The sequence below is a fragment of the Massilia oculi genome (assembly GCF_003143515.1).
GTDB lineage: Bacteria > Pseudomonadota > Gammaproteobacteria > Burkholderiales > Burkholderiaceae_D > Telluria > Telluria oculi.
Window position 1 is genome coordinate 1,381,983 of record NZ_CP029343.1, and the last position, 21,259, is coordinate 1,403,241.

At 64.8% G+C, this 21,259-nt stretch carries 22 protein-coding genes; 5 read left to right on the plus strand and 17 right to left on the minus strand.

Translation table 11 applies throughout. The features are described 5' to 3' along the window. Window positions 1–3: 3 nt before the first annotated feature. From DIR46_RS06400 to rpsP, 7 genes are all read right to left on the minus strand, one after another. Entirely contained in the window at window positions 4–357 is a 354-nt protein-coding gene (locus DIR46_RS06400; RefSeq protein ID WP_109344489.1) for a DUF3579 domain-containing protein, read from the minus strand. Between the two features lie 168 nt (window positions 358–525). Then, window positions 526–1,485, minus strand: a complete 960-nt coding sequence (locus DIR46_RS06405) for a CobD/CbiB family protein (protein WP_109344490.1) — start codon at window positions 1,483–1,485, stop codon at window positions 526–528. Window positions 1,486–1,576: 91 nt separating this feature from the next. Then, on the minus strand, window positions 1,577–2,245 hold the full coding sequence (locus DIR46_RS06410) for a CoA pyrophosphatase (RefSeq protein ID WP_109344491.1): 669 nt from the start codon (window positions 2,243–2,245) through the stop codon (window positions 1,577–1,579). A gap of 77 nt (window positions 2,246–2,322) precedes the next feature. Then, complete coding sequence (gene rplS, locus DIR46_RS06415; protein ID WP_109344492.1) at window positions 2,323–2,709, minus strand: 50S ribosomal protein L19; 387 nt, start codon at window positions 2,707–2,709, stop codon at window positions 2,323–2,325. A gap of 116 nt (window positions 2,710–2,825) precedes the next feature. Next, window positions 2,826–3,587: a tRNA (guanosine(37)-N1)-methyltransferase TrmD gene (trmD, locus tag DIR46_RS06420; protein ID WP_109344493.1), complete on the minus strand. Its 762-nt coding sequence runs from the start codon at window positions 3,585–3,587 to the stop codon at window positions 2,826–2,828. A gap of 27 nt (window positions 3,588–3,614) precedes the next feature. Continuing rightward, on the minus strand, window positions 3,615–4,145 hold the full coding sequence (gene rimM / locus DIR46_RS06425) for a ribosome maturation factor RimM (RefSeq protein WP_205289144.1): 531 nt from the start codon (window positions 4,143–4,145) through the stop codon (window positions 3,615–3,617). A 47-nt stretch (window positions 4,146–4,192) separates the two neighbouring features. Next, window positions 4,193–4,441: a 30S ribosomal protein S16 gene (rpsP, locus tag DIR46_RS06430; RefSeq protein WP_005668882.1), complete on the minus strand. Its 249-nt coding sequence runs from the start codon at window positions 4,439–4,441 to the stop codon at window positions 4,193–4,195. Window positions 4,442–4,694: 253 nt separating this feature from the next. Here rpsP and DIR46_RS06435 point away from each other — a divergent pair, with 253 nt between their 5' ends. Next, on the plus strand, window positions 4,695–5,108 hold the full coding sequence (locus DIR46_RS06435) for an NINE protein (protein WP_109344495.1): 414 nt from the start codon (window positions 4,695–4,697) through the stop codon (window positions 5,106–5,108). Here the strand turns inward: DIR46_RS06435 and DIR46_RS06440 are convergent. The 8 genes from DIR46_RS06440 to DIR46_RS06475 form a co-directional block, all read right to left on the minus strand. Beyond that, window positions 5,105–6,895, minus strand: coding sequence for an acyl-CoA dehydrogenase (locus DIR46_RS06440; RefSeq protein ID WP_109344496.1), 1,791 nt, complete (start codon window positions 6,893–6,895; stop codon window positions 5,105–5,107). The two genes, DIR46_RS06435 and DIR46_RS06440, sit on opposite strands and share 4 nt — an antisense overlap. A gap of 108 nt (window positions 6,896–7,003) precedes the next feature. Beyond that, window positions 7,004–7,939, minus strand: a complete 936-nt coding sequence (locus DIR46_RS06445; protein WP_109344497.1) for an electron transfer flavoprotein subunit alpha/FixB family protein — start codon at window positions 7,937–7,939, stop codon at window positions 7,004–7,006. Window positions 7,940–7,972: 33 nt separating this feature from the next. Beyond that, the gene (locus DIR46_RS06450) at window positions 7,973–8,722 is read right to left on the minus strand and encodes an electron transfer flavoprotein subunit beta/FixA family protein (RefSeq protein WP_005668874.1); all 750 of its coding nucleotides are present in this window, start codon (window positions 8,720–8,722) and stop codon (window positions 7,973–7,975) included. Window positions 8,723–8,936: 214 nt separating this feature from the next. Further along, complete coding sequence (locus tag DIR46_RS06455; protein WP_040777452.1) at window positions 8,937–9,164, minus strand: sulfurtransferase TusA family protein; 228 nt, start codon at window positions 9,162–9,164, stop codon at window positions 8,937–8,939. Window positions 9,165–9,534: 370 nt separating this feature from the next. Continuing rightward, the gene (gene alaS / locus DIR46_RS06460) at window positions 9,535–12,156 is read right to left on the minus strand and encodes an alanine--tRNA ligase (protein ID WP_109344498.1); all 2,622 of its coding nucleotides are present in this window, start codon (window positions 12,154–12,156) and stop codon (window positions 9,535–9,537) included. A 113-nt stretch (window positions 12,157–12,269) separates the two neighbouring features. Further along, entirely contained in the window at window positions 12,270–12,497 is a 228-nt protein-coding gene (locus DIR46_RS06465) for a hypothetical protein (RefSeq protein ID WP_109344499.1), read from the minus strand. 94 nt (window positions 12,498–12,591) lie between these two features. Then, window positions 12,592–13,344: a glycerophosphodiester phosphodiesterase gene (ugpQ, locus tag DIR46_RS06470; protein ID WP_109347928.1), complete on the minus strand. Its 753-nt coding sequence runs from the start codon at window positions 13,342–13,344 to the stop codon at window positions 12,592–12,594. A 43-nt stretch (window positions 13,345–13,387) separates the two neighbouring features. Next, the gene (locus DIR46_RS06475) at window positions 13,388–13,732 is read right to left on the minus strand and encodes a DUF1294 domain-containing protein (RefSeq protein WP_109344500.1); all 345 of its coding nucleotides are present in this window, start codon (window positions 13,730–13,732) and stop codon (window positions 13,388–13,390) included. A 698-nt stretch (window positions 13,733–14,430) separates the two neighbouring features. Between DIR46_RS06475 and DIR46_RS26930 the strand changes: the two genes are divergently transcribed. Beyond that, window positions 14,431–14,874 (plus strand): DUF3597 domain-containing protein, encoded by a 444-nt coding sequence (locus DIR46_RS26930; protein WP_205289145.1) that lies wholly within the window; start codon window positions 14,431–14,433, stop codon window positions 14,872–14,874. Window positions 14,875–14,897: 23 nt separating this feature from the next. Here DIR46_RS26930 and DIR46_RS06485 read toward each other — a convergent pair whose 3' ends face one another. Together DIR46_RS06485 and trpS are read right to left on the minus strand one after the other, a co-directional pair. Continuing rightward, window positions 14,898–15,947 (minus strand): zinc ribbon domain-containing protein, encoded by a 1,050-nt coding sequence (locus tag DIR46_RS06485; RefSeq protein ID WP_109347929.1) that lies wholly within the window; start codon window positions 15,945–15,947, stop codon window positions 14,898–14,900. Window positions 15,948–16,071: 124 nt separating this feature from the next. Then, window positions 16,072–17,070 carry a tryptophan--tRNA ligase gene (gene trpS / locus DIR46_RS06490; RefSeq protein ID WP_370659958.1) on the minus strand — a complete coding sequence of 333 codons (999 nt, stop codon included), beginning with the start codon at window positions 17,068–17,070 and terminating at the stop codon, window positions 16,072–16,074. 192 nt (window positions 17,071–17,262) lie between these two features. On the opposite strand from trpS, the gene DIR46_RS26485 reads away from it, so the two are divergent. From DIR46_RS26485 to DIR46_RS06500, 3 genes are all read left to right on the plus strand, one after another. Then, the gene (locus DIR46_RS26485; protein WP_162819445.1) at window positions 17,263–17,481 is read left to right on the plus strand and encodes a hypothetical protein; all 219 of its coding nucleotides are present in this window, start codon (window positions 17,263–17,265) and stop codon (window positions 17,479–17,481) included. A gap of 94 nt (window positions 17,482–17,575) precedes the next feature. Then, complete coding sequence (locus tag DIR46_RS06495; protein WP_109344502.1) at window positions 17,576–19,894, plus strand: family 1 glycosylhydrolase; 2,319 nt, start codon at window positions 17,576–17,578, stop codon at window positions 19,892–19,894. 109 nt (window positions 19,895–20,003) lie between these two features. Next, window positions 20,004–21,257: a CaiB/BaiF CoA transferase family protein gene (locus tag DIR46_RS06500; RefSeq protein WP_109344503.1), complete on the plus strand. Its 1,254-nt coding sequence runs from the start codon at window positions 20,004–20,006 to the stop codon at window positions 21,255–21,257. Window positions 21,258–21,259 lie beyond the last annotated feature (2 nt).

Consider the following 21,259-nt stretch of genomic DNA (forward strand, 5'->3'; position numbering starts at 1 on the left):
CGTTCAGGCGGCGCCTGGTTTCTTTTCGCCAGGCAAGGGCACGAAACAGGCGTCGACCACCTGCATATCGTTGTCCTTGGCGAAGCTGCAGACGAAATGGTAAGCCATCGGCTCGATCTTCTGCAGGCTGCGATTGACCACGACGGCCTTGGTGCCGTTGACCACGGTCGGGTAGACGTAGGGCGAGAACTTCAGGTGGGCATTGGGGCCGCCGGAGCCGGGGCAGTAGCAGGCCATGACGCCGCACAGCCGCTCGGCCCAGTCGCTCGGGCGGAACGTCTTGCCTTTATTCGTGATGCCCAGGATGAAAAACTCGCCAGAGAGTTCATCATCCTTGGATGGCGCTTGGTCGGTCATAGTCCTACGGGCTCAGACAGAAAATACTGCGTGGGTGAGAGCAAATGCGGCTCAGTGCAATACAGCGTTGCCAGTGTCCTGAACTGACGGTTCGTTGAACGAGGACACTGAGTTCAGGCAGTATTATATCTTATAGAAGACTTGAGGACGAGACCCGGCGCGCCACACTCAGCGCAGCCAGGCCACGCTCGAGGTCAGCAGCAGCAGGATCATCCACAGGATGAGGGCGCGCCACACCAGTCCGACCGTGCTCTGCAGGGCGCGGACGTTCGGCTCCTCGCCCGGCATCACGTCCACATCGCTCTCGCTCAAGTCCACCGTGGCGGCGTCCGCCGGTAGCAATTGTGGCGCATTTTCGTTCGGCGTGCCGAGGCGCACACCCATCGCACCGCCGCCGGCCGACAGGATGATGCCGCGCGCCTCGTCGGCCCAGCGGTTGGCGAAGTTGCGCCAGGCATAAATGGCGTCCTCGAAGTTGCCGACCACGGCAAAGGCCACCGCCGTCAGGCGCACCGGCACCCAGTCGATCCAGTAGAAAGCCCTGGCGGCGAACTGGCCGAAGGCTTCGTTGCGCATATGGTCGGGCTCGTTCCAGGCGCGCGACAGGTATTCGGACACGCGGTACATCACGGCGCCCGCCGGCCCCAGCGGCATCAGGAACCAGAAGAACACGCCGAACACGTTGCGATGGGTCGTGATCAAGGCCTTCTCGACCGCGATGCGGGTGATCTCGGTGCTATCCATCCCGACGGTGTCCAGCCTCGTCCATTCGGCCAGCAGGGACCGCGCCCTGGCGTCATCTCCCGCATTGAGCGCGAACTGGATCGAGGTGAAGTAATGGCTGTAGTGACGGAAACCGAGGGTCAGGTAGACGATCAGGACATTCCAGGCAAATGCCAAGAAGACCAGGTTGTAATGCATGAAGAACCAGTAGACGAGCCAGGTCGGCAGCATCAGCGCGGTCATCATCAGGATCCAGCCCATGCGCCCATTCTTCTGCTCGCCAGCATTGAACCAGGTCTCGATACGCATGGCGAGCGACTTGACGCCGCCATATACCTGGTTATCGGCGCGCAGCGGTTTCAGTTGCTCGATGAGCAGTGCGCACAGGATGGAAAAGAATGTCATTCAGGAACCCTTTTTTGTTATGGCAATACGACTGCCCCGTTACGATAGCGGAGAAGCCTGCCAGAATCAAATCCAGACCTGAAATAAAGCGTTACGCGCGCAGGAAGTGAAAAAGGTTGCGCAGCATGGCGGCGGTCGCGCCCCAAATGAAATATTGCTCGTAGGGCATCGTATAAAAGGCGCGCCGGCCCGCCCCTTGCGGCAATTCGAATACCCGGCGCTGGTGGTTCAAGCCGTCCATCAGGAAGCTGAGGGGCACTTCGAACGCTTCGGCCACTTCGCCCGGATCGGGCTGCAGCTCGAATGGCGGCTGGACCAGGGCCACCACCGGCGTCACGCGATAGGCGCTGACGGTGGTGTAATCGGGCAGCACGCCGATGATCTCGATATGGCGGCGGTGCAGGCCGACTTCTTCTTCCGTTTCGCGCAGCGCCGTCTCGATCGGGGACGAATCGAGCTCTTCGGCCCGGCCGCCGGGGAAACTGATCTGGCCGGCATGGCTGGACAAATGGTCGGTGCGCAAGGTCAGCAGCACGGTGACACCCTTGGGACGCGCCACCAGCGGCACCAGCACGGATGCGCGGCGCAAGGTGGCGCCCGTCATGCCGCGGCCCTCGTCCGACGCTTCCTCTTCCCACGGCAGGGTTTGCGCAAAGCGTGCGCGCAGCGCGGCCGGGATCAGGCGCTCGGGCGCCACCGGCGCCTCGCCGGCCAGGCTGGCAACCGGCAACTGGGTCGGATCGAAAACGAATTTGGCCAAACTGAATCCTTTGCAATACTCCGCCCGGAATAGAAAAAGGCATCCTTGCGGATGCCTTTTTCTGAGCACGAGTACGATTACTCGGCAGCAGCGACGGTCTTGACGCGACGCTGTGGCAGTTTTTCTTTGATACGTGCCGACTTGCCCGAACGCTCGCGCAGGTAGTACAGCTTTGCACGACGGACGTCACCACGACGCTTCACTTCGATCGAAGCGATCAGCGGCGAGTACAGCTGGAACGTACGCTCGACGCCTTCGCCGGACGAGATCTTGCGAACGATGAAGTTCGAGTTCAGGCCACGGTTACGACGCGAAATCACGACGCCTTCGTATGCCTGGGCGCGCTTGCGGTTGCCTTCGACGACGTTGACGCTGACGACAACGGTGTCGCCAGGTGCGAAATCAGGGATCTCACGGCCGAGGCGCGCGATTTCTTCTTGCTCGAGTTGTTGAATCAGGTTCATTTTTTATGACTCCAAAAACCATCTTGCTGGCACTACCTTCGCCCAGTAGAGGATGGGGTTGAACGACGGACAACGCGTCCGCCGTTGCATGCGCCTTTAATGCCGGCACATATTCTTTAACTTGCAGGTTCGACCAACCCTGCCAGAAACTGTTCGTCTTTCTTGCTCAGCTGGCCGGCGGCGCGCGCCTTCTCCAGCAGATCGGGCCGCTTCGTCGCGGTCGCTTCCAGCATGCGCTGGCGGCGCCACTTGACGATCTCGGCGTGGTTGCCGCCCATCAGGACCGGCGGCACCGGCATGTCTTCATACACTTCCGGCCGTGTGTAATGCGGCGAATCGAGCAGGCCGTTGACGAAGCTGTCTTCGACCGCCGAGGCATCGTCGCCCAGCACGCCGGGAATCAGGCGCACCACCGCATCCATCAAGGCCATGGCCGGCAATTCACCGCCCGACAGCACGAAGTCGCCGAGAGAAATCTCTTCGTCGACGCAGCGGTCCAGCAGGCGCTGGTCCACCGCTTCGTAGCGGCCGCACAGGATCACCAGACCCGGCTCGTCCTTGAGCGCCATCGCGCGTTCGTGGGTCAATGGCTTGCCTTGCGGCGACATGAACACCACGCGCGGACTTGGCAGGCCGAGCCCGATTTGTCTTTGCTTCGCTGCATTGATCGTCGCTTCGAGCGGCCTGGCCATCATCACCATGCCGGGGCCGCCGCCGTAAGGGCGATCGTCCACGGTGCGGTGGCGGTCCTGCGTGAAATCGCGTGGATTCCAGATCTGCAGGCCCCAGCGCTGCTGCTCGAAGGCGCGCCGGGTCACTCCCGACTGCGTCAATGCGGCGAACATTTCAGGGAACAAGCTGACGACGTCAAACTGCATCGCGACTTGCTCCTCTCAGGAACGGGCTCAAAAATCGAGACCCCAATCCAGGGTAATCAGTTTTTGCTCGAGGCTGACGGTCTTGACGAACTGGTCCACGAACGGCACGAGGCGCTCTTGCGCCTTGCCTTCGGACGCTGGATCAGCGACCGGAGTGATGCGCAAAATCGATTGCGCGCCGTTGTGCATCATGTCGGTCACCTTGCCCAGGGCTTCGCCCTGCAGGTTGACCACATCCAGGCCGATCAGGTCGGACCAGTAATACTCGCCCTCTTCGAGCGCTGGAAACTCGCTGCGCGCGACCTGCACCGTTGCGCCCTTGAGCGCCTCGGCCGCATCGCGGTCACGCATGCCGACCAGGGTGGCGACAACATCGCCACCGTGCAGCTTTGCACTCCGTACCGTGACGGCGTGCAGGGTCGGCTTGTCGAGCCACCAGGTTTTCACGCTCAGCAGCGCATCGGCCTCGGGCGAATGCGGGGAGACACGGATGCCGCCCACAATGCCATACGCACCGGAAACATAACCGACCGGGGTCAGGTCACCGGGGACTTGCACCCCGCTCGCTACTGCTGAATCGTTCACACCAACCTTGCTTGCTTAAATCAAGCAGCTGGCTTGTTCTGGGCGACCAGACGAGCGACGGTTGGCGACAGTTGTGCGCCAACGCCTTGCCAGTGAGCCAGACGGTCAGCAGCGATACGCAGGCCAACTTCGGCGCCCGAAGCCATCGGGTTGTAGAAGCCGATGCGCTCGATGAAACGACCATCGCGACGGTTGCGCGAATCGGTTGCAACGATGTTGAAGAACGGACGCTTTTTAGCGCCACCACGAGCCAAACGAATAACGACCATAATATTTCCGAAAAAGTTGTTCTGGACGGAGAAAGTCGACGATTATAGCGCGCGACACCGAACAGCAGCAAGCGTTAATGACAACAGGGCCGACTTCACCAACTGTCGTCCCAGCACAATCAACCATTATCGCTGATTTTTCACCTCACCGCCACCGGCCAGCCGCCCAAATCCGCAGCTTGTCGCGTGAAACGTGCCATTCCTGCAAATCTCGACCATACTCTTGCTGTCCCGAACTAATGAACAACATGACATGGCCGCTACGCACAAGAACAAGACCGTCGCCACCCTGCTCGCCCTGCTGCTGGGCGGGCTTGGCGTCCACCGCTTCTACCTGAAGGGCGGCGCCGACCGGCTCGGGCTGCTGCACCTGTGCGCGCTCCCCATCACCGGCATCCTGTATGGCGCGGTCAAGCCGCACCCCTTCTACGTGATCCTGCCGCTGCTGGTGTCATTCATCGCCGGCTTCATCGAGGCGCTGGCGATCGGCCTCACGCCGGACGAGAAATGGGATGCGAAACACAACGCCGGCAGCGGCCGGCAATCGCAATCGAACTGGACCTTGCCGGTGCTGCTGGTGATCACGATGCTGGCCGGCGCCATCGTCCTGATCGGGACGATGGCGCGGCTGTTCGACCTGCTGTTGACGGGCGGGGCCTACGGTTAGAACTGGTCGACCTCGAGCGCCAGCACGCCGGCGGCGCCTTCCACGATCGCATGACGCAGGCCGGGCGCCTGCGACAGGATGTGGTCGGCATAGAAGCGCGCGGTAGCGATCTTGGCGCGGTAGAAGGCGGCATCGCCCTCGCCCGCGTCGAGCTTGCCCTGCGCCACCAATGCCGCGCGCGCCATCTGCCACCCGCCCAGCACGATGCCGGCCAGCTTCAGGTAAGTCACGCTGCCGGCGAACACGGCGCGCACGTCCGGTTTGACGTTGGCGACCACGTAATCGACCACCTGTTCCAGCGCGCTGGCGCCTTCGCCCAGGCTGCGCGCGATGGCGGCGCTGTCTTGTCCCTGCACCTCACCCAATTGCGCCTCGACCGCGCGGATCTGCGCGATCAGCGCCTTGGCCACCGCACCGCCATCGCGCACCGTCTTGCGGCCGACCAGATCGTTGGCCTGGATCGCCGTCGTACCCTCGTAGATGGTGAGGATCTTGGCGTCGCGGTAATGCTGGGCCGCGCCGGTTTCTTCAATAAAACCCATGCCGCCGTGCACCTGCACGCCGTCGCGCGCGACGTTTTCGCTCATCTCGGTCGACCAGCCCTTGATGACCGGGACCAGGTATTCGTACACGGCCAGATTGGCCTTGCGGGTTGCCTCATCCGGATGGTGATGCGCCAGGTCCGAGATGCCGGCGCCGACATAGGCCAGCGCACGCGCCGCCTCGGTCTGCGCGCGCATCGACATCAGCATGCGGCGCACGTCAGGATGGTTGATAATGGCCACCGGGCCGCTCGAGCCGGCCACGTCGCGCGACTGGATGCGGTCCTTCGCGAACGCCACCGCCTGCTGGTAGGCGTGTTCGGCCAGGCCGACGCCCTGCATGCCGACGCCGAAGCGGGCCGCGTTCATCATGATGAACATGTATTCCAGGCCGCGGTTCTCTTCGCCCACCAGGGTACCGATCGCGCCGCCGCCGTCGCCGAACTGCAGCACGGCGGTCGGGCTGGCCTTGATGCCCAGCTTGTGCTCGATCGACACGCAGTGCACGTCGTTGCGCGCCCCCAGCGAACCATCGTCGTTGATCAGGAATTTCGGCACGATGAACAGCGAGATGCCCTTCACGCCCGGCGGCGCATCCGGCGTCCTCGCCAGCACCAGGTGGACGATGTTCTCGGTCATGTCGTGATCGCCATAGGTGATGTAGATTTTGGTGCCGAAAATCTTATACGTGCCGTCGCCCTGCGGCTCGGCGCGGGTGCGCACAGCGGCCAGGTCGGAGCCGGCCTGCGGCTCGGTGAGATTCATGGTGCCGGTCCACTGGCCCGAGACCAGCGGCTCGAGGAAGCGCGCTTTCTGCGCATCGGAGCCGGCGGTGAGCAGCGCCTCGATGGCGCCGTCGGACAGCAGCGCGACCAGCGCGAATGCCAGGTTCGCGCCATGCAGCATTTCCATGCACGGCGTGGCCACCAGCTTGGGCAAGCCCTGGCCGCCGAACTCTTGCGGGTGCTGCACGCCCTGCCAGCCGGCATCGGCATAGGCGCGGAAGGCTTCCTTGAAGCCCTTCGTCGTCGTGACACTGCCATCCTTCCAGTAGCTCGGCTCCTTGTCGCCGGCATGGTTCAGCGGAGCGATCACTTCGCTGCAGAATTTCGCGTTTTCTTCCAGCACCGCTTCCACGGTGTCGGGCGTCGCGTCCTCGCAGCCGGGCAGCGCATTGACCTCGGCGAGGTTGGCCAGTTCATTGAGGACGAACTGCATGTCTTTCAGCGGGGCGTTATAGCTCACCTGTTGTCTCCTGATGGTCTCTCATGCAAAAAAAACGCCGTTCCTGCGCGGGCGGGAACGGCGTGTGCGGGTGCCTGCGGCGCGCGTCTCGATGAGCGCGCCAGCCGGTCAGCCCAGTTCCTTGACCAGCTCCGGCACGACCTCGAACAGGTCGCCCACGAGGCCGTAGTCGGCGACCGAGAAGATCGGCGCTTCCGGATCCTTGTTGATGGCGACGATGGTCTTCGAGTCCTTCATGCCGGCCAGATGCTGGATCGCACCCGAGATGCCCACGGCGATGTACAGGGTCGGGGCGACGATCTTGCCCGTCTGGCCCACCTGCCAGTCGTTCGGCACGAAGCCGGCGTCGACCGCGGCGCGCGAGGCGCCCATGGCGGCGCCCAGCTTGTCGGCCAGCGGCTCCAGGATCTTGAAGTTGTCGGCCGAGCCGATGCCGCGGCCTCCCGAGACGATCACCTTGGCGGCGGTCAGCTCGGGACGGTCCGATTTGGCCAGCTCGCGGCCCACGAAGGTCGAGGTGCCGGAATCGGCGACGGCAGTCACGTTCTCGATGGCGGCCGAACCGCCGCCGGCTGCCGAATCGAAGGCGGTGCCGCGCACGGTGATGACCTTGACCTTGTCGCTCGACTGCACGGTGGCGATCGCGTTGCCGGCGTAGATCGGACGCTCGAAGGTGTCGGGCGAATCGACCTTGGTGATCTCGGAGATCTGCGCCACGTCCAGCTTGGCGGCCACGCGCGGCAGGATGTTCTTGCCGTAGGCGGTGGCCGGGGCCAGGATGTGCGAGTACTCGCCGGAGGCAGCCTGGGCCAGGATCTGCTCGGCCACGTTCTCGGCCAGGCCGTCGGCGAAGTGCGGCGCGTCGGCGACCAGCACTTTCGACACGCCGGCGATCCCTGCTGCGGCTTCGGCGGCGGCGCCGCAGTTCGAACCGGCGACCAGGATATGGACATCGCCGCCGCACTGGGCGGCCGCGGTCACGGTGTGGTGGGTAGCGCCCTTCAGGGAGCCGTTGTCGTGTTCAGCAATGACTAATGCGACCATGTTGATTCCTATGAATTATGTGCGAGGGCTGGCTTAGATGACTTTGGCTTCGGTGCGCAGCTTCTGCACCAGGGTCGCCACGTCCGGCACCTTGACGCCGGCCGAGCGCTTGGCCGGCTCGACGACCTTCAGGGTCTTCAGGCGCGGCGCGACGTCGACGCCCAAATCCTCTGGCTTGACGGTCTCGAGCGGCTTCTTCTTCGCCTTCATGATGTTCGGCAGCGTCACGTAGCGCGGCTCGTTCAGGCGCAGGTCGGTGGTGATGATCGCAGGCAGGGTCAGGGCCACGGTTTCCAGGCCGCCGTCGACTTCGCGGGTCACGGTGACCTTGCCGTCTTCCAGCACGACTTTCGAGGCGAAGGTGGCTTGCGGCCAGCCCAGCAGCGCAGCCAGCATCTGGCCGGTCTGGTTCGAATCGTCGTCGATCGCCTGCTTGCCCAGGATGATCAGCTGCGGCTGTTCCTTGTCGGCCAGCGCCTTGACGATCTTGGCCACGGCCAGCGGCTCGGTGTCGCCGGCGGTTTCCACCAGGATGCCGCGGTCGGCGCCGATCGCCATGCCGGTACGCAGGGTTTCCTGGCACTGGGCCACGCCCACCGAGACCGCCACCACCTCGGTGACCTTGCCGCCCTCTTTCAGGCGGGTTGCCTCTTCCAGTGCAATCTCGTCGAACGGGTTCATCGACATCTTGACGTTCGCGACATCGACGCCGCTATTGTCGGACTTGACGCGAACCTTGACGTTGTAGTCGACCACGCGTTTGACGGGTACCAGGACTTTCATAGGGTGCCTTTAAAAATGGGATGGATCGAAATAAGTGGCATAGATTATATGAGAAATCGACGCTCCGGACCAAATTAAAGCACGATCGTGCGATTTTTAGTTAGAAGAAAACGCCTAATCGGCCTATCTCGCTTATTACAGGGGGAGCGGACGGGGCTGGAGGCCCCGTCTCAGGGTCCGCACGCGGCTGCAGCATGGACTGCAGCCTGTCGCATTATTTGCGGCGCATCAGGAAGGTGAACTCGCCATTCTCGTGGGTATGTGCCAGCAACGCATTGCCAGTTTGCTTGGCGAAGGCCTGGAAGTCGCGCACGGAGCCGGTGTCGGTGGCAACGATGCGCAGCACCTGGCCGGTTTCCATCTCGGCGAGCGCCTTCTTGGCTTTGAGGATGGGCAGCGGACAGTTCAGTCCGCGCGCATCCAGGTCTCTCTGGAATTCCATGGTGTCGGTGTCGGTTTCAAAAGTGATATCGCTCATCGCATTACCTGCTTTGATTAAGTGGTCCAACTTCAGTCGCATACTACTCCAATTCGGGGAGTATGACGCACCGCACCAAAATAGTCACACATTGTTGCAAGATTGCAACCGCAATGTGAAATCCTTGACCGGAAGACATTGAGTGTGTACTGGATGCTCACGAATCGGCACTGCAGCGGTGCATCACGCCCCTTAGATGCGGTCCGAATTGGGGCGTGCAATAGTCCGAATGACCATGAAAACAAAGTGTTACCACCTGCGCTCTGGTTGCGGACGGCGCAAGAAAAACGCCACCCGGAGGTGGCGTGATTCATCCGACCAACTGCGCCGGACCTTAGGCGCGTTCGCCGACCCAGCCAGCCACGCCGGCCAGCGCCGCCGGCAGCCCTGACGGATCGGTGCCGCCTGCTTGCGCCATATCAGGACGGCCGCCGCCCTTGCCGCCTACCTGCTGGGCGACGAAGTTCACCAGTTCGCCGGCCTTGACTTTACCGGTCGCATCCTTGGTCACGCCGGCGATCAGGCTGACCTTGCCGTCCGCCACGCTGGCCAGCACGATGGCGGCCGTTTGCAGCTTGTCCTTCAGCTTGTCCATGGCTTCGCGCAGGGTGGCGACGTCGGCGCCTTCCATCGTTGCCGCCAGCACCTTGATGCCGTTGACGTCGACTGCCTTGCCCAGCAGCTCGTCGCCCTGGCCGGCCGCCAGCTTCGATTTCAGCGCGGCGACTTCCTTCTCCAGCGTCTTGACCTGGTCCTGCACCTGGGCGATGCGGGCGGTCAGCTCGTCCGGGCTGGTCTTGAGCGCGCCGGCCGCTTCGACCAGCTTGCGGTTGATCGACTGCACCAGGGCCAGGGCGCCCTCGCCCGTCACCGCCTCCACGCGGCGGATGCCGGCGGCGACGCCGCCTTCCGACACGATCTTGAACAGGCCGATGTCGCCGGTGCGGGTCACGTGGACGCCGCCGCACAGCTCTTTCGAGGTGCCGATGTCCAGCACGCGCACGGTGTCGCCATACTTCTCGCCGAACAGCGCCATCGCGCCGTGCTTGACGGCGTCGTCGAAGGACATGTGGTGCGACTGGGTCGGGTGATTCTCCAGGATCTCGCGGTTGACGATGGCTTCCACTTGCGCGATCTCGTCGGCGCTCAAGGCTTGCGGGTGGCTGAAGTCGAAGCGCGTCTTGTCCGGATCGACCAGCGAGCCCTTCTGCTGCACATGGCTGCCCAGCACTTCGCGCAAGGCCTTGTGCATCAGGTGGGTGGCCGAGTGGTTGCGGATGGTGCGGCCACGCTTGACGGTGTCCACTTGCGCGTCGACGGTGTCGCCGACCTTCAGCGAACCCTCGCGCAGCACGCCGTGGTGGCCGAACACGTCGGCCTGGATCTTGAGCGTGTCCTCGACTTCGAAGCGCGCGCCGGCGGCGCCGTCGAGCTTACCGATCAGGCCCTGGTCGCCGACCTGGCCGCCCGATTCGGCATAGAACGGGGTGGTGTCGAGCACGACGATGCCGGCCTGGCCGGCCTTCAGCTCGTCCACTTTCACGCCGTCGGCGTACAGCGCCAGCACGTGGGTGTTGTGGGCCAGCGAATCGTAGCCGACGAACTTGGTCTTCTCGCCCGCGTACTCGACGTTGGCGGCCATCTTGAACTTGCCGGCGGCGCGCGCGGTCTTCTTCTGCTGTTCCATGGCGGCGGCGAAGCCCGCCTCGTCGAGCGTCACATTGCGCTCGCGGCAGATGTCGGCGGTCAGGTCGAGCGGGAAGCCATAGGTGTCGTACAGGGTGAAGGCGGTGGCGCCATCGAGGTTCTTCGGATCCTTGGCCAGCTGGGCTTCCAGGATCTTCATGCCGTTTTCCAGGGTCTCGCCGAAACGCTCTTCCTCGGCCTTCAGCACCGACGCCACGCGGTCTTTCACATTGCGCAGCTCCGGATAGGCTTCGCCCATCTCGAGGTCGAGGTCGGCCACCAGCTTGTAGAAGAACGGCTTGGTCTGGCCCAGCTTGTGGCCGTGGCGCAGCGCGCGGCGGATGATGCGGCGCAGGACGTAGCCGTGGCCTTCGCTGCTCGGGATGATGCCGTCGACGATCATGAACGAGGCCGAGCGGATGTGGTCGGCGATGACCTTCAGCGAGTTGTTGCCCAGGTCCTCGATGCCGGTCTCGCGCGCGGCGGCGCGGATCAGGTTCTGGAACAGGTCGATCTCATAGTTGCTGTGCACGTGCTGCAGCACGGCGGCCAGGCGCTCCATGCCCATGCCGGTGTCGATCGAGGGCTTCGGCAGCGGGGTCATATTGCCCGCTTCGTCGCGGTTGAACTGCATGAACACCAGGTTCCAGATCTCGATGAAGCGGTCGCCGTCTTCTTCGGGCGAGCCCGGAGGACCGCCCCAGATGTCGGCGCCGTGGTCATAGAAGATCTCGGTGCACGGGCCGCATGGGCCGGTGTCGGCCATCTGCCAGAAGTTGTCCGAGGCGTAGCGCGCCCCCTTGTTGTCGCCGATGCGGATGATGCGCTCTTTCGGTACGCCGATCTCGTTGGCCCAGATGTCGTAGGCTTCGTCGTCCTCGAAATACACGGTGACGGTCAGCTTCTCGGCCGGCAGGCCATAGACCTTCGTCAGCAGTTCCCAGGCATACTGGATCGCATCGCGCTTGAAATAGTCGCCGAAGCTGAAGTTGCCCAGCATTTCAAAGAAGGTGTGGTGACGCGCGGTGTAGCCGACGTTTTCCAGGTCGTTGTGCTTGCCGCCGGCGCGCACGCAGCGCTGGACCGAGGTCGCGCGCGAATACGGGCGGGTATCCAGGCCCAGGAACACATCCTTGAACTGCACCATCCCGCTATTGGTCAACAGCATGGTCGGGTCATTGCCAGGCACCAGCGGGCTGGAACGCACGATGGAATGGCCTTTGGATTCAAAGAACTTCAGGAACTTTTCGCGAATGTCTGAGGATTTCATGTCTGTTGGAGGGCGGAATGAGGCAGCGTGCCATATAAAGGAACGATTATAGCCTAGCCGCCGCCGTCAATATCGGTCCGACTGATATTGACAACTTGCCAGCAACAGTGGATTCAGCGCAGCAGGGGCGAGATCGCGCGCGTCCTCGGCTCGACCGGCGCCAGCATCGTCATGGCCGCTCCCTGCAGGATGCGCGCACGGGCCTCGCCGGTCGGATCGGACTCGCGCCGGCGCGCGCCGGCCTGCACCGACTTGCCGACGCGGTCGAGCCATTGGCTGACGGCGGCCTGGACGCCTGCGGCGTGCGGGGAGAACGGGATGATGGTGGTCGAGAGTGCCATGTTTGCTGCTTCAGAGAGATCGTCAGTACTTAACGTCTCCCGGGCGACCATTCTTGAGGCCGCCCGCGAAATATATTGCTCAGCCGAAAGTCTCTCAGGCGAAGTCGGGCCCGATCAGGTCGATGCGGTCGGTGCAGAACGCGTCCACGCCCCAGTCCAGCAAGGTGCGCGCACGACCGGGATCGTTGACGGTATAGCAGAACAGGCCGAAACCGCCGTCCTTCACCGCGCGCGCCATCTCCGGCCCCAGGTGCTGGTGATTGGTATGGATGGCAACCGCGTCCAGCGCCCGCGCGCGCAGCTCCCAATCCGGCCCCAGCGCGCTGATCAGGCAGGCGCGCGGAAGCTGCGGCGCGGCCAGGCGCGCGCTGGCCAGCGCCGCGTCGCTGAACGAGGACAGCAGCGGGACCCGGGCCATGTCTGCGGCCGCGAGTTCGGCGGCGAACAGCTCGGCGGCAAGCGCCGCCACGGCCGCGCCGGTTTCCGCTTCGAACCCGGGCGCCGGCTTGATCTCGATATTCATCCACACGCCCTGCTCCTTGCACAGGCGCGCGAACTCGGTGAACAGCGGCACCGGCTCACCGGCGAACGCCGGGGCGAACCAGGCGCCGGCATCCATCGCCGCGAGATCGCCGGCATCGTGCTCGAACACGCTGCCGCTGCCCTTCACCGTGCGGCCCAGGGCGGGGTCGTGCATCACCACCGGGACGCCGTCGCGCGCCAGCATGACGTCGAACTCGATCGCCCGAAAGCCCGCCTGCATGCCGCAGCGCAGGCCGGCGTACGTGTTCTCGGGCGCCAGGGTGCCGCCGCCGCGGTGGGCCAGGACACGGGGGTAAGGCCAGATGCGAGGCCAGATACGGGGCCACATGCGCGCCTCCTGTCGACGATCAGGCCGGCACGCCGAGGCGCCAGGCCAGCCAAACGAAAGCGCCCAGGTTCAGCGCCACCGTCAGCTGGAACTTGCGCTGGAACGATTGCTTGCTGGTCTTGTGGCGCAACCACTGCTGGGCCAGCAGCGCGCCGGGCCAGCCGCCGACCAGGCCCAGGATCAGCAAGGTGCTTTCCGGCGTGCGCCAGGACTGCGTACGCGCCGCCGACTTGTCGATCGCGTAGGCGACGAAGCAGGTCAGGCTGGTCGTCAGGTAGGCGACACCGACCAGCTGGGACATGTCCCAGGCCATGCTGGCGAACAGGTAGACGGCGAGAAAGAGGACAAGCGGCAGGTAGGGCATGGCGCCAGCTTACCGCTCCCGCCCCGCAAATGTCTACTGGGCAAATGCGGCAGCCGATTGCCCCTCGATACCGCGCCTGGGTTCGCCATCGAACAGAGCCCGCGATACCAACCATCTACCCTGAACCTTCACAGGTATCACATCACGTAGGAGATGACATGGCTTTCGATTTGGGTAATTTACTACAGCAATATGTCGGCGGCGCCGGCGCCGGCGCCAACAATGACAAGGCTGCCGACGACTTCGACCAGGTGGCGCAGAACGCGCCCCGCGCCAGCATCGCCCAGGGCATCGCCAGCGCCCTGCGCTCGGACCAGACCCCGCCCTTCCCCCAGATGGTCAGCCAGTTGTTCGGCCAGAGCAATCCCGACCAGCGCGCCGGCATGCTCAACAGCCTGCTGGGCGGCGCTGGTGGCGGCTTGCTCGGCTCGGTAGCGGGCGGCGCATTGGGCAAGATCTTCGGCAACAACGCGCCATCGCAGGTAACACCGGAACAGGCGGCGCAAGTCTCGCCTGAGCAAGTGCAAGAACTGGCTGAAAAGGCGCAACAGCAGAATCCCGGCATTGTCGACCGTATGAGCGACTTCTACGCCGAGCATCCGACCTTGATCAAGGCTGCCGGCGGCGCCGCCCTGGCGGTCGCCCTCGGCTATATGGCAAACAATATCCGTAAACAATCACCAGAAAAGGAGGGTCCCGTGGGTATCCTGAGCAATATTTTCCACAAAATTTTCCCCGGTAAGAAAGATGCGGCGCCAGCCGCGACAACGGCTGCGGCTCCGGCCCAGCCGCAGGCCGCGCCGACGCCAGGCGCACCGGCCGCCGCACCGGCCGCTCCTGCCGCGGCCCCTGCCGCCGCGCCAGCCGTCACCGCGCCGATGCAGCAGGTCGACGTCGAGCAGGTCCTGAACGATATGCAGAAGTCGTCCGGCCAGCAGCTGAACTGGCGCACCTCGATCGTCGACCTGCTCAAGCTGCTCGGCCTGGACAGCAGCCTGGCCTCGCGCAAGGAGCTGGCCGCCGAGCTGAACTACACCGGCGACACCAGTGACTCGGCCAAGATGAATATCTGGCTGCACCGCCAGGTGATGAACAAGCTGGCTGCGAATGGCGGCAAGGTGCCGGCCGACCTGCGCGACTGACCTCGCTGCAAGCCGTTGGCCGGCTAGTCGGCCAGCGTCGTGTTGGCCGCCGTCCCGCAGGCGAAGCAAAAGCGCGCGAACGCATTCTTGCGGGTCGCGCAGTTGCCGCATCGGTTGAACAGGCCGATGCCGCAGTGCGGGCAGAAGTCGTTCTTGCCATCCTTGAGATCGACGGCGCGCTCGCAACCGGGGCACACGCCTTTCGCGAGGCGCGCCTGGACGAGGTCGTAGCGCATCCCCTGGCGCCGTTCGGCGTCGGGCAGCGCCTCGGCCTGCTTCTGGCGCGCCAGGTAGCCCTGCAGCCAGGCGATGGCGTAACGTCCCGCGACCACCGTCAGGACGATGCCGACGATGTAGCGCACATAGCCGCCATAGCTCGGCAGGTAGGGCACCAGCTCGAAGAAGAAGGTGAACAGGGCAAAGATGATGAAGCCCCAGGCGAACGGCCAGTCGGGCGTCTTGCGCTTGTGCCTGAACAGCCAGCCGGCCGCCAGCAGCAGCGGCAGGGTCAGTGCCAGGCGATACAGAAAGACGCGCAGCTCGCGCGCCTCGGCTTCATCGGCGAAGGCCTGCTGCGCCGGTTCCTGCAGGGCGTCCCAGCGCAGCCTGGCGCGCTCGTAGGCCTGGGTGGCGTCCAGCATCGTCTGCTGTTCGCCTTCTACCGCCGCGAGGGCGGCACGTTCAGCGCGCTCCAGGGCCTCCAGGCCCTGGGTACGCTTGATCAGTTCGGGGTCCTGCTCGGGCCGCGCGGTGGCCTGCCGGGTCGCGAGCCAGTTGTCGAAGGTCGAGCGCGCCGAGCGCGTATTCGACTGCGCCACCGTGTGCTTCTGGCTGGCCTGTTCGAGGCGCGCGCGCGCGGCGTCGATGCGCGCACGTTCACTGTTCATGTCGGCGCGCAGCTTGCCGACCTGCGCCGGGTTCATGAACTCTTCGACCGTCAGCGGCGCTTCGACGTCGCGCAGCTGCTGCACGACCAGGCCGCCCAGGCCGATCAGGAACCCCGCGAAGACGAAGGCGACGAGCCACAGGGCCCGCTGCATCCATTGTTCGGTCAGGCGCAAGCCCTTGCTCATGAAGCGCTCCTCGGCGATGGACAAGCCCGCAGCTTGCCATCGTTGCGGGCTCCATGCTACTGATAGTTATCAGAGGCACCGCTTGCGCTACCGCAGGTATCGCGCAGCGATACCCCTGCCCGCATCAGAAGTAGGACAGGCCCAGCGCCTTCTTGACCTCGTCCGTGGTGGCGGCCGCCACTTCGCGCGCCTTGAAGGTGCCTTCCTGCAGCATCTTCATCACCTGGGCCGGGTCCTTGGCGAACTCTTCCCGGCGGGCGCGGATCGGCGCCAGCAGGTCTTGCAGGATGCCTTCCAGGCGCTTCTTGACGATGCTGTCGCCCAGGCCGCCGCGCTGGTAGTGCGCCTTCATCTCGGCCAGGCCTTCCTTGTCGGTGTCGAAGGCGTCCAGGTAGGTGAAGGCGACGTTGCCCTCGATATGGCCCGGATCCGACACCTTCAGGTGCAGCGGGTCGGTGTACACGTTCTTGACCGCGGCGCGGATCTCGTCGGCGCTGGCGCCCAGGTTGATGGTATTGCCCAGCGACTTGCTCATCTTGGCCTTGCCGTCGATGCCCGGCAGGCGGCCGACTTCCGGCACGAAGGCCTTGGCCTCGACCAGGATGTCACGGCCGACGATGCGGTTGAAGCGGCGCACGATCTCGTTGCACTGCTCGATCATCGGGATCTGGTCTTCGCCCACCGGCACCACGCCGGCCTTGAAGGCGGTGATGTCGGCGGCCTGGCTGGCCGGATAGGTCAGGAAGCCGGCCGGGATGTCGCGCTCGAAGCCGCGCAGGACGATTTCCGCCTTCACGGTCGGGTTGCGCTCGAGGCGCGCGACGGTCACCAGGTTGAGGTAATAAAAGGTCAGCTCGGTCAGTTCCGGGATCTGCGACTGGATGAAGATCGTGGTCTTGGTCGGGTCGATCCCTACGGCAAGGTAATCGAGCGCCACTTCCAGCACGTTCCGGTGTACCTTACTCAAGTCATCCATGTTGTCGGTCAGCGCCTGCGAGTCGGCCAGCATGACGAACTGGCGGTATTGGTGCTGGTAGGTCACGCGATCGCGCAGGCTGCCCACGAAGTGGCCGAGGTGCAGCGGGCCGGTCGGACGGTCTCCGGTGAGGATGATCTGGCTCATTGGAGCAGAATCAGGAGAAGTGTTTTGTTGCAGGGTCATCGAGGTTCCTTGGTAGATGCCTCGATCGTCCTGCGTCAATGAATGAACGCCACCCAAATCGAGGCGGCGTTAGCTGAAATGCACATCATTTCCGGGGCCGCGCGCTAGGAGCGGCGCCACCAGGCAAGAATGAGATGTGCTTTCGAAAAGATCATGGACCGCATGGTTGCAGGTTGGCGCGCCGCTGTCAACCGCAAGGGAAGCACTGATTTATTCTGGCGGATGGGATTGGTACATAAAAAGGCGTCCGGCAAGGCGCAAACCGCAGCCATACCGCGTGGTATGGCGAGGATTTGCAACGCAGCAGGGCGCTTTTTTATGTGCCAAGACCGCCGCAATGAATCAATCAGTGCTTCCCTCGCCGTACCGTGACTCGGCAGGCAAGGCTCTCCCCACGCAGTGTGAACGTCGGTAGCGCCGCATTGTCGAAACTTTGTTGTCATAAAATTAAGGAATTAGAACAACCATGAACAAGAGCACGAACAGCCCAGCACATCCCCTCGAACTCTGGGGCGGCCTCGAATGCACGGTCAACCGCGTGCAGGACACCTACTTCAGCCAGCTGGACCGCAACGGCCACAGCGAACGCGCCTGCGACATCGAGCGCTTCGCCGCGCTCGGCATCCGCGCCATCCGCTACCCCATCCTGTGGGAACGCACCGCCCCCAACGGCATCGACGGCGCCGACTGGCGCTGGCCGGACGAGCGCCTGGCCGCCCTGCGCGCGGCCGGCGTCACCCCGATCGCCGGACTGATCCACCATGGCAGCGGCCCGCGCCACACGAGCCTGGTCGATCCGGGCTTCGCACAAGAGCTGGCCGATTACGCCGGCGCCGTCGCCGCGCGCTACCCCTGGCTCGAGTTCTACACCCCGGTCAACGAGATCTGCACCACGGCGCGCTTCGCCGGCCTGTACGGCGTCTGGTATCCGCACGGCCGCGACGACCGCACCTTCATCCAGGCCCTGCTCAACCAGTGCCGCGCCACCGTGCTGTCGATGCGCGCCATCCGCGCCGTCAACCCGGACGCGAAACTGGTGCAGACCGACGACCTCGGCAAGACCTACGGTACGCCGGAGCTCAGCCACGTGGCCGAGTTCTACAACGAGCGCCGCTGGCTGGGCTGGGACCTGCTGTGCGGCATGGTCGGGCCCGGGCACGCGCTGTGGAACTACCTGCTCAAGAGCGGCGCCACGCTTGAGGACCTGCTGTGGTTCCGCGACAATCCCTGCCCGCCCGACCTCATCGGCGTCAATTACTACGTCACCAGCGAGCGCTGGCTGGACCACCGCCCCGAACGCTTCCCCGAAAACCACCGCGGCATGGCCGACGGCATTCCCTGCGCCGACATCGAAGCGTCGCGCGTGCTGGCCACGCCGACGCCGGGCATCGCCCCGCTGCTGGCCGAGATCTGGGAACGCTATGGGATCCCGCTGGCCATCACCGAAGCCCATATCGACGCCAACCGCGAAGACCAGATGCGCTGGCTGCTCGAGATCTGGGAAGCGGCCCAGCAGTCGCGCGACAACGGCGTCGACGTGCGCGCGGTCACGGTGTGGGCCCTGCTCGGCTCCTTCGACTGGAACAGCCTGGTGACGGTCGACCGCGGCTACTACGAACCGGGCCCGCTCGACGTGCGCTCGCCGCTGCCGCGGCCGACCGCGCTGGCCAGGATGATGCGCGAGCTGTCCAGCGGCGCGCCGCTGTCGCACCCGGTGCTGCGCGCCCAGGGCTGGTGGCGCCGGTCGGGCCGCTTCCTGTGCCAGCAGCCGGTGGCCACGCCCGACGCGCTGACCTCGATCGCGGCCGACGGCCACCGCCTGGTGGGCACGGCCGCCGCGCCGATCCTGATCCTCGGCGCCACCGGCACCCTGGGTCGCGCCTTTGCCCGCATCTGCGACAAGCGCAACCTGGCCTACCGCCTGCTGTCGCGCCAGGACATGGACATCGCCGATGCCGACTCGGTCGAGCGCGCGCTGGCCGGATACAAGCCGTGGGCCGTGGTCAATACCTGCGGCTACGTGCGGGTCGACGACGCCGAGCACGAGATGGAGCGCTGCCAGCGCGAGAACACCCACGGCGCCGCCATCCTGGCCGCCGCCTGCGCGCGCCACGACATCCACCTGACCACCTTCTCGAGCGACCTGGTGTTCGACGGCAGCAACGAGCGGCCCTACGTCGAATCCGATATGCCGAATCCCCTCAACGTCTACGGCCGCAGCAAGCTCGATGCCGAACGCGCGGTGCTGACCAATCATCCGGGCGCGCTGGTGGTGCGCACCAGCGCCTTCTTCGGTCCCTGGGACGGCTACAACTTCGTGACCCTCGCCCTCGATGCGCTGGAGCGCGGCGACGCCTTCGTGGCGGCCAGCGACCTGACCATCTCGCCCACCTACGTGCCCGACCTGGTGCACACCTGCCTCGACCTGGCCGTGGACCGCGAGGCCGGCATCTGGCACCTGGCCAACCAGGGCGAGCTGACCTGGGCCGGGCTGGCGCGGCGCGCGGCCGAACTGGCGGGCGTCGATGCGGCGACGCTGGAAGCGAAACCGGCAGCCGAATTCGGCTTCACGGCGACGCGACCGGCGTATTCCTCGCTGCACAGCGAGCGCGGCGCGCTGCTGCCGGCGCTGGACGATGCGCTGCGGCGTTACGTCGAGCTGCGCAATGCCGACAAGGCCGAGCGCTGCGCGCTGCAGGCCGAGGCCGAAGGCCGTCAGCAGGTGGCCGGTGGGGATACCCAGGCCGAAGCGGACACGATCGCTGCGGCACAGTCCGGGACCTGATCGCCAACGGATGAGGCGCCGCGGCGCCTCATCGGGATGCGGCTGGCAAGCGCCGTGCTTCGGGATGGCTATAATCAACGCTTTCCGATAGCACAAAAAATAGCGAGACATGACGCAATCCAGCCCATCTTCCCCTTCCTTGCCGAAAGCCCTCGGCCACATCCGCGTGCTCGACCTGTCGCGCGTGCTGGCCGGCCCCTGGTGCGCGCAGAATCTGGCCGACCTCGGCGCCGACGTGATCAAGATCGAGCGCCCCGGCGCCGGCGACGACACCCGCGCCTGGGGGCCCCCGTATGCGAAGGATGCGCAGGGTAACGATACGCTGGAGGCGGCCTATTACCTGTCGGCCAACCGCGGCAAGCGCTCGCTCACGGTCGATATCGCGAGCAGCGAAGGCCAGGCCCTGCTGCGCGAGCTGGTGCTGCATTGCGACGTGGTGCTCGAAAACTTCAAGGTTGGCCACCTCAAACGCTACGGCCTCGACTACGACTCGCTCAAGGCGATCAAACCCGACCTGGTCTACTGCTCGATCACCGGCTTCGGCCAGGACGGTCCCTACGCCCACCGCGCCGGCTACGATTTCCTGATCCAAGGCATGGGCGGCCTGATGTCGGTCACCGGCGAGCGCGACGACCTGCCCGGCGGCGGTCCGCAAAAGGCCGGCGTCGCCCTCACAGACCTGATGACCGGCATGTATGCCACGGTGGCCGTGCTGGCCGCCCTCACCCACCGCGACCGCACGGGCGAAGGCCAGCACATCGACATGGCGCTGCTCGATACGCAGGTGGCGATGCTGGCCAATGTCGGCAGCAATTACCTCAACAGCGGCAAGCCGCCCAGGCGCTGGGGCAATGCCCACGCCAATATCGTGCCCTACCAGACCTTCGCCTGCGCGGATGGCCACCTGATCGTCGCCACCGGCAACGACGGCCAGTACCAGAAGTTCGTCGAGGCTGGCGGCCAGCCCGAACTGGCCCGCGATCCGCGCTTCTCCACCAATCCGCTTCGCGTGCGCAACCGCGAGCTGCTGGTGCCCCTGCTGGCCGAGATGGTCAAGCGCAAGAAGCGCGACGAATGGATCGCCCTGCTGGAAGAAAAAGGCGTGCCCTGCGGGCCGATCAACGACGTCGGCGAAGTGTTCGCCAACGAGCAGGTGGTGGCGCGAGAAATGGCGATCGACCTGCCGCATCCCAGCGCGGGCCAGGTCAAGCTGGTGCGCAATCCGATCCGGATGTCGGCCACGCCTGCGACGAGCGGGATGGCCCCGCCCCTGCTGGGCCAGCACACGACGGAAGTATTGCGTGAAGTGCTGGGCAGGAGCGAGGAAGAGATCGCGGCCTTGCGCGAGCGGGGTGTGATTTAAAG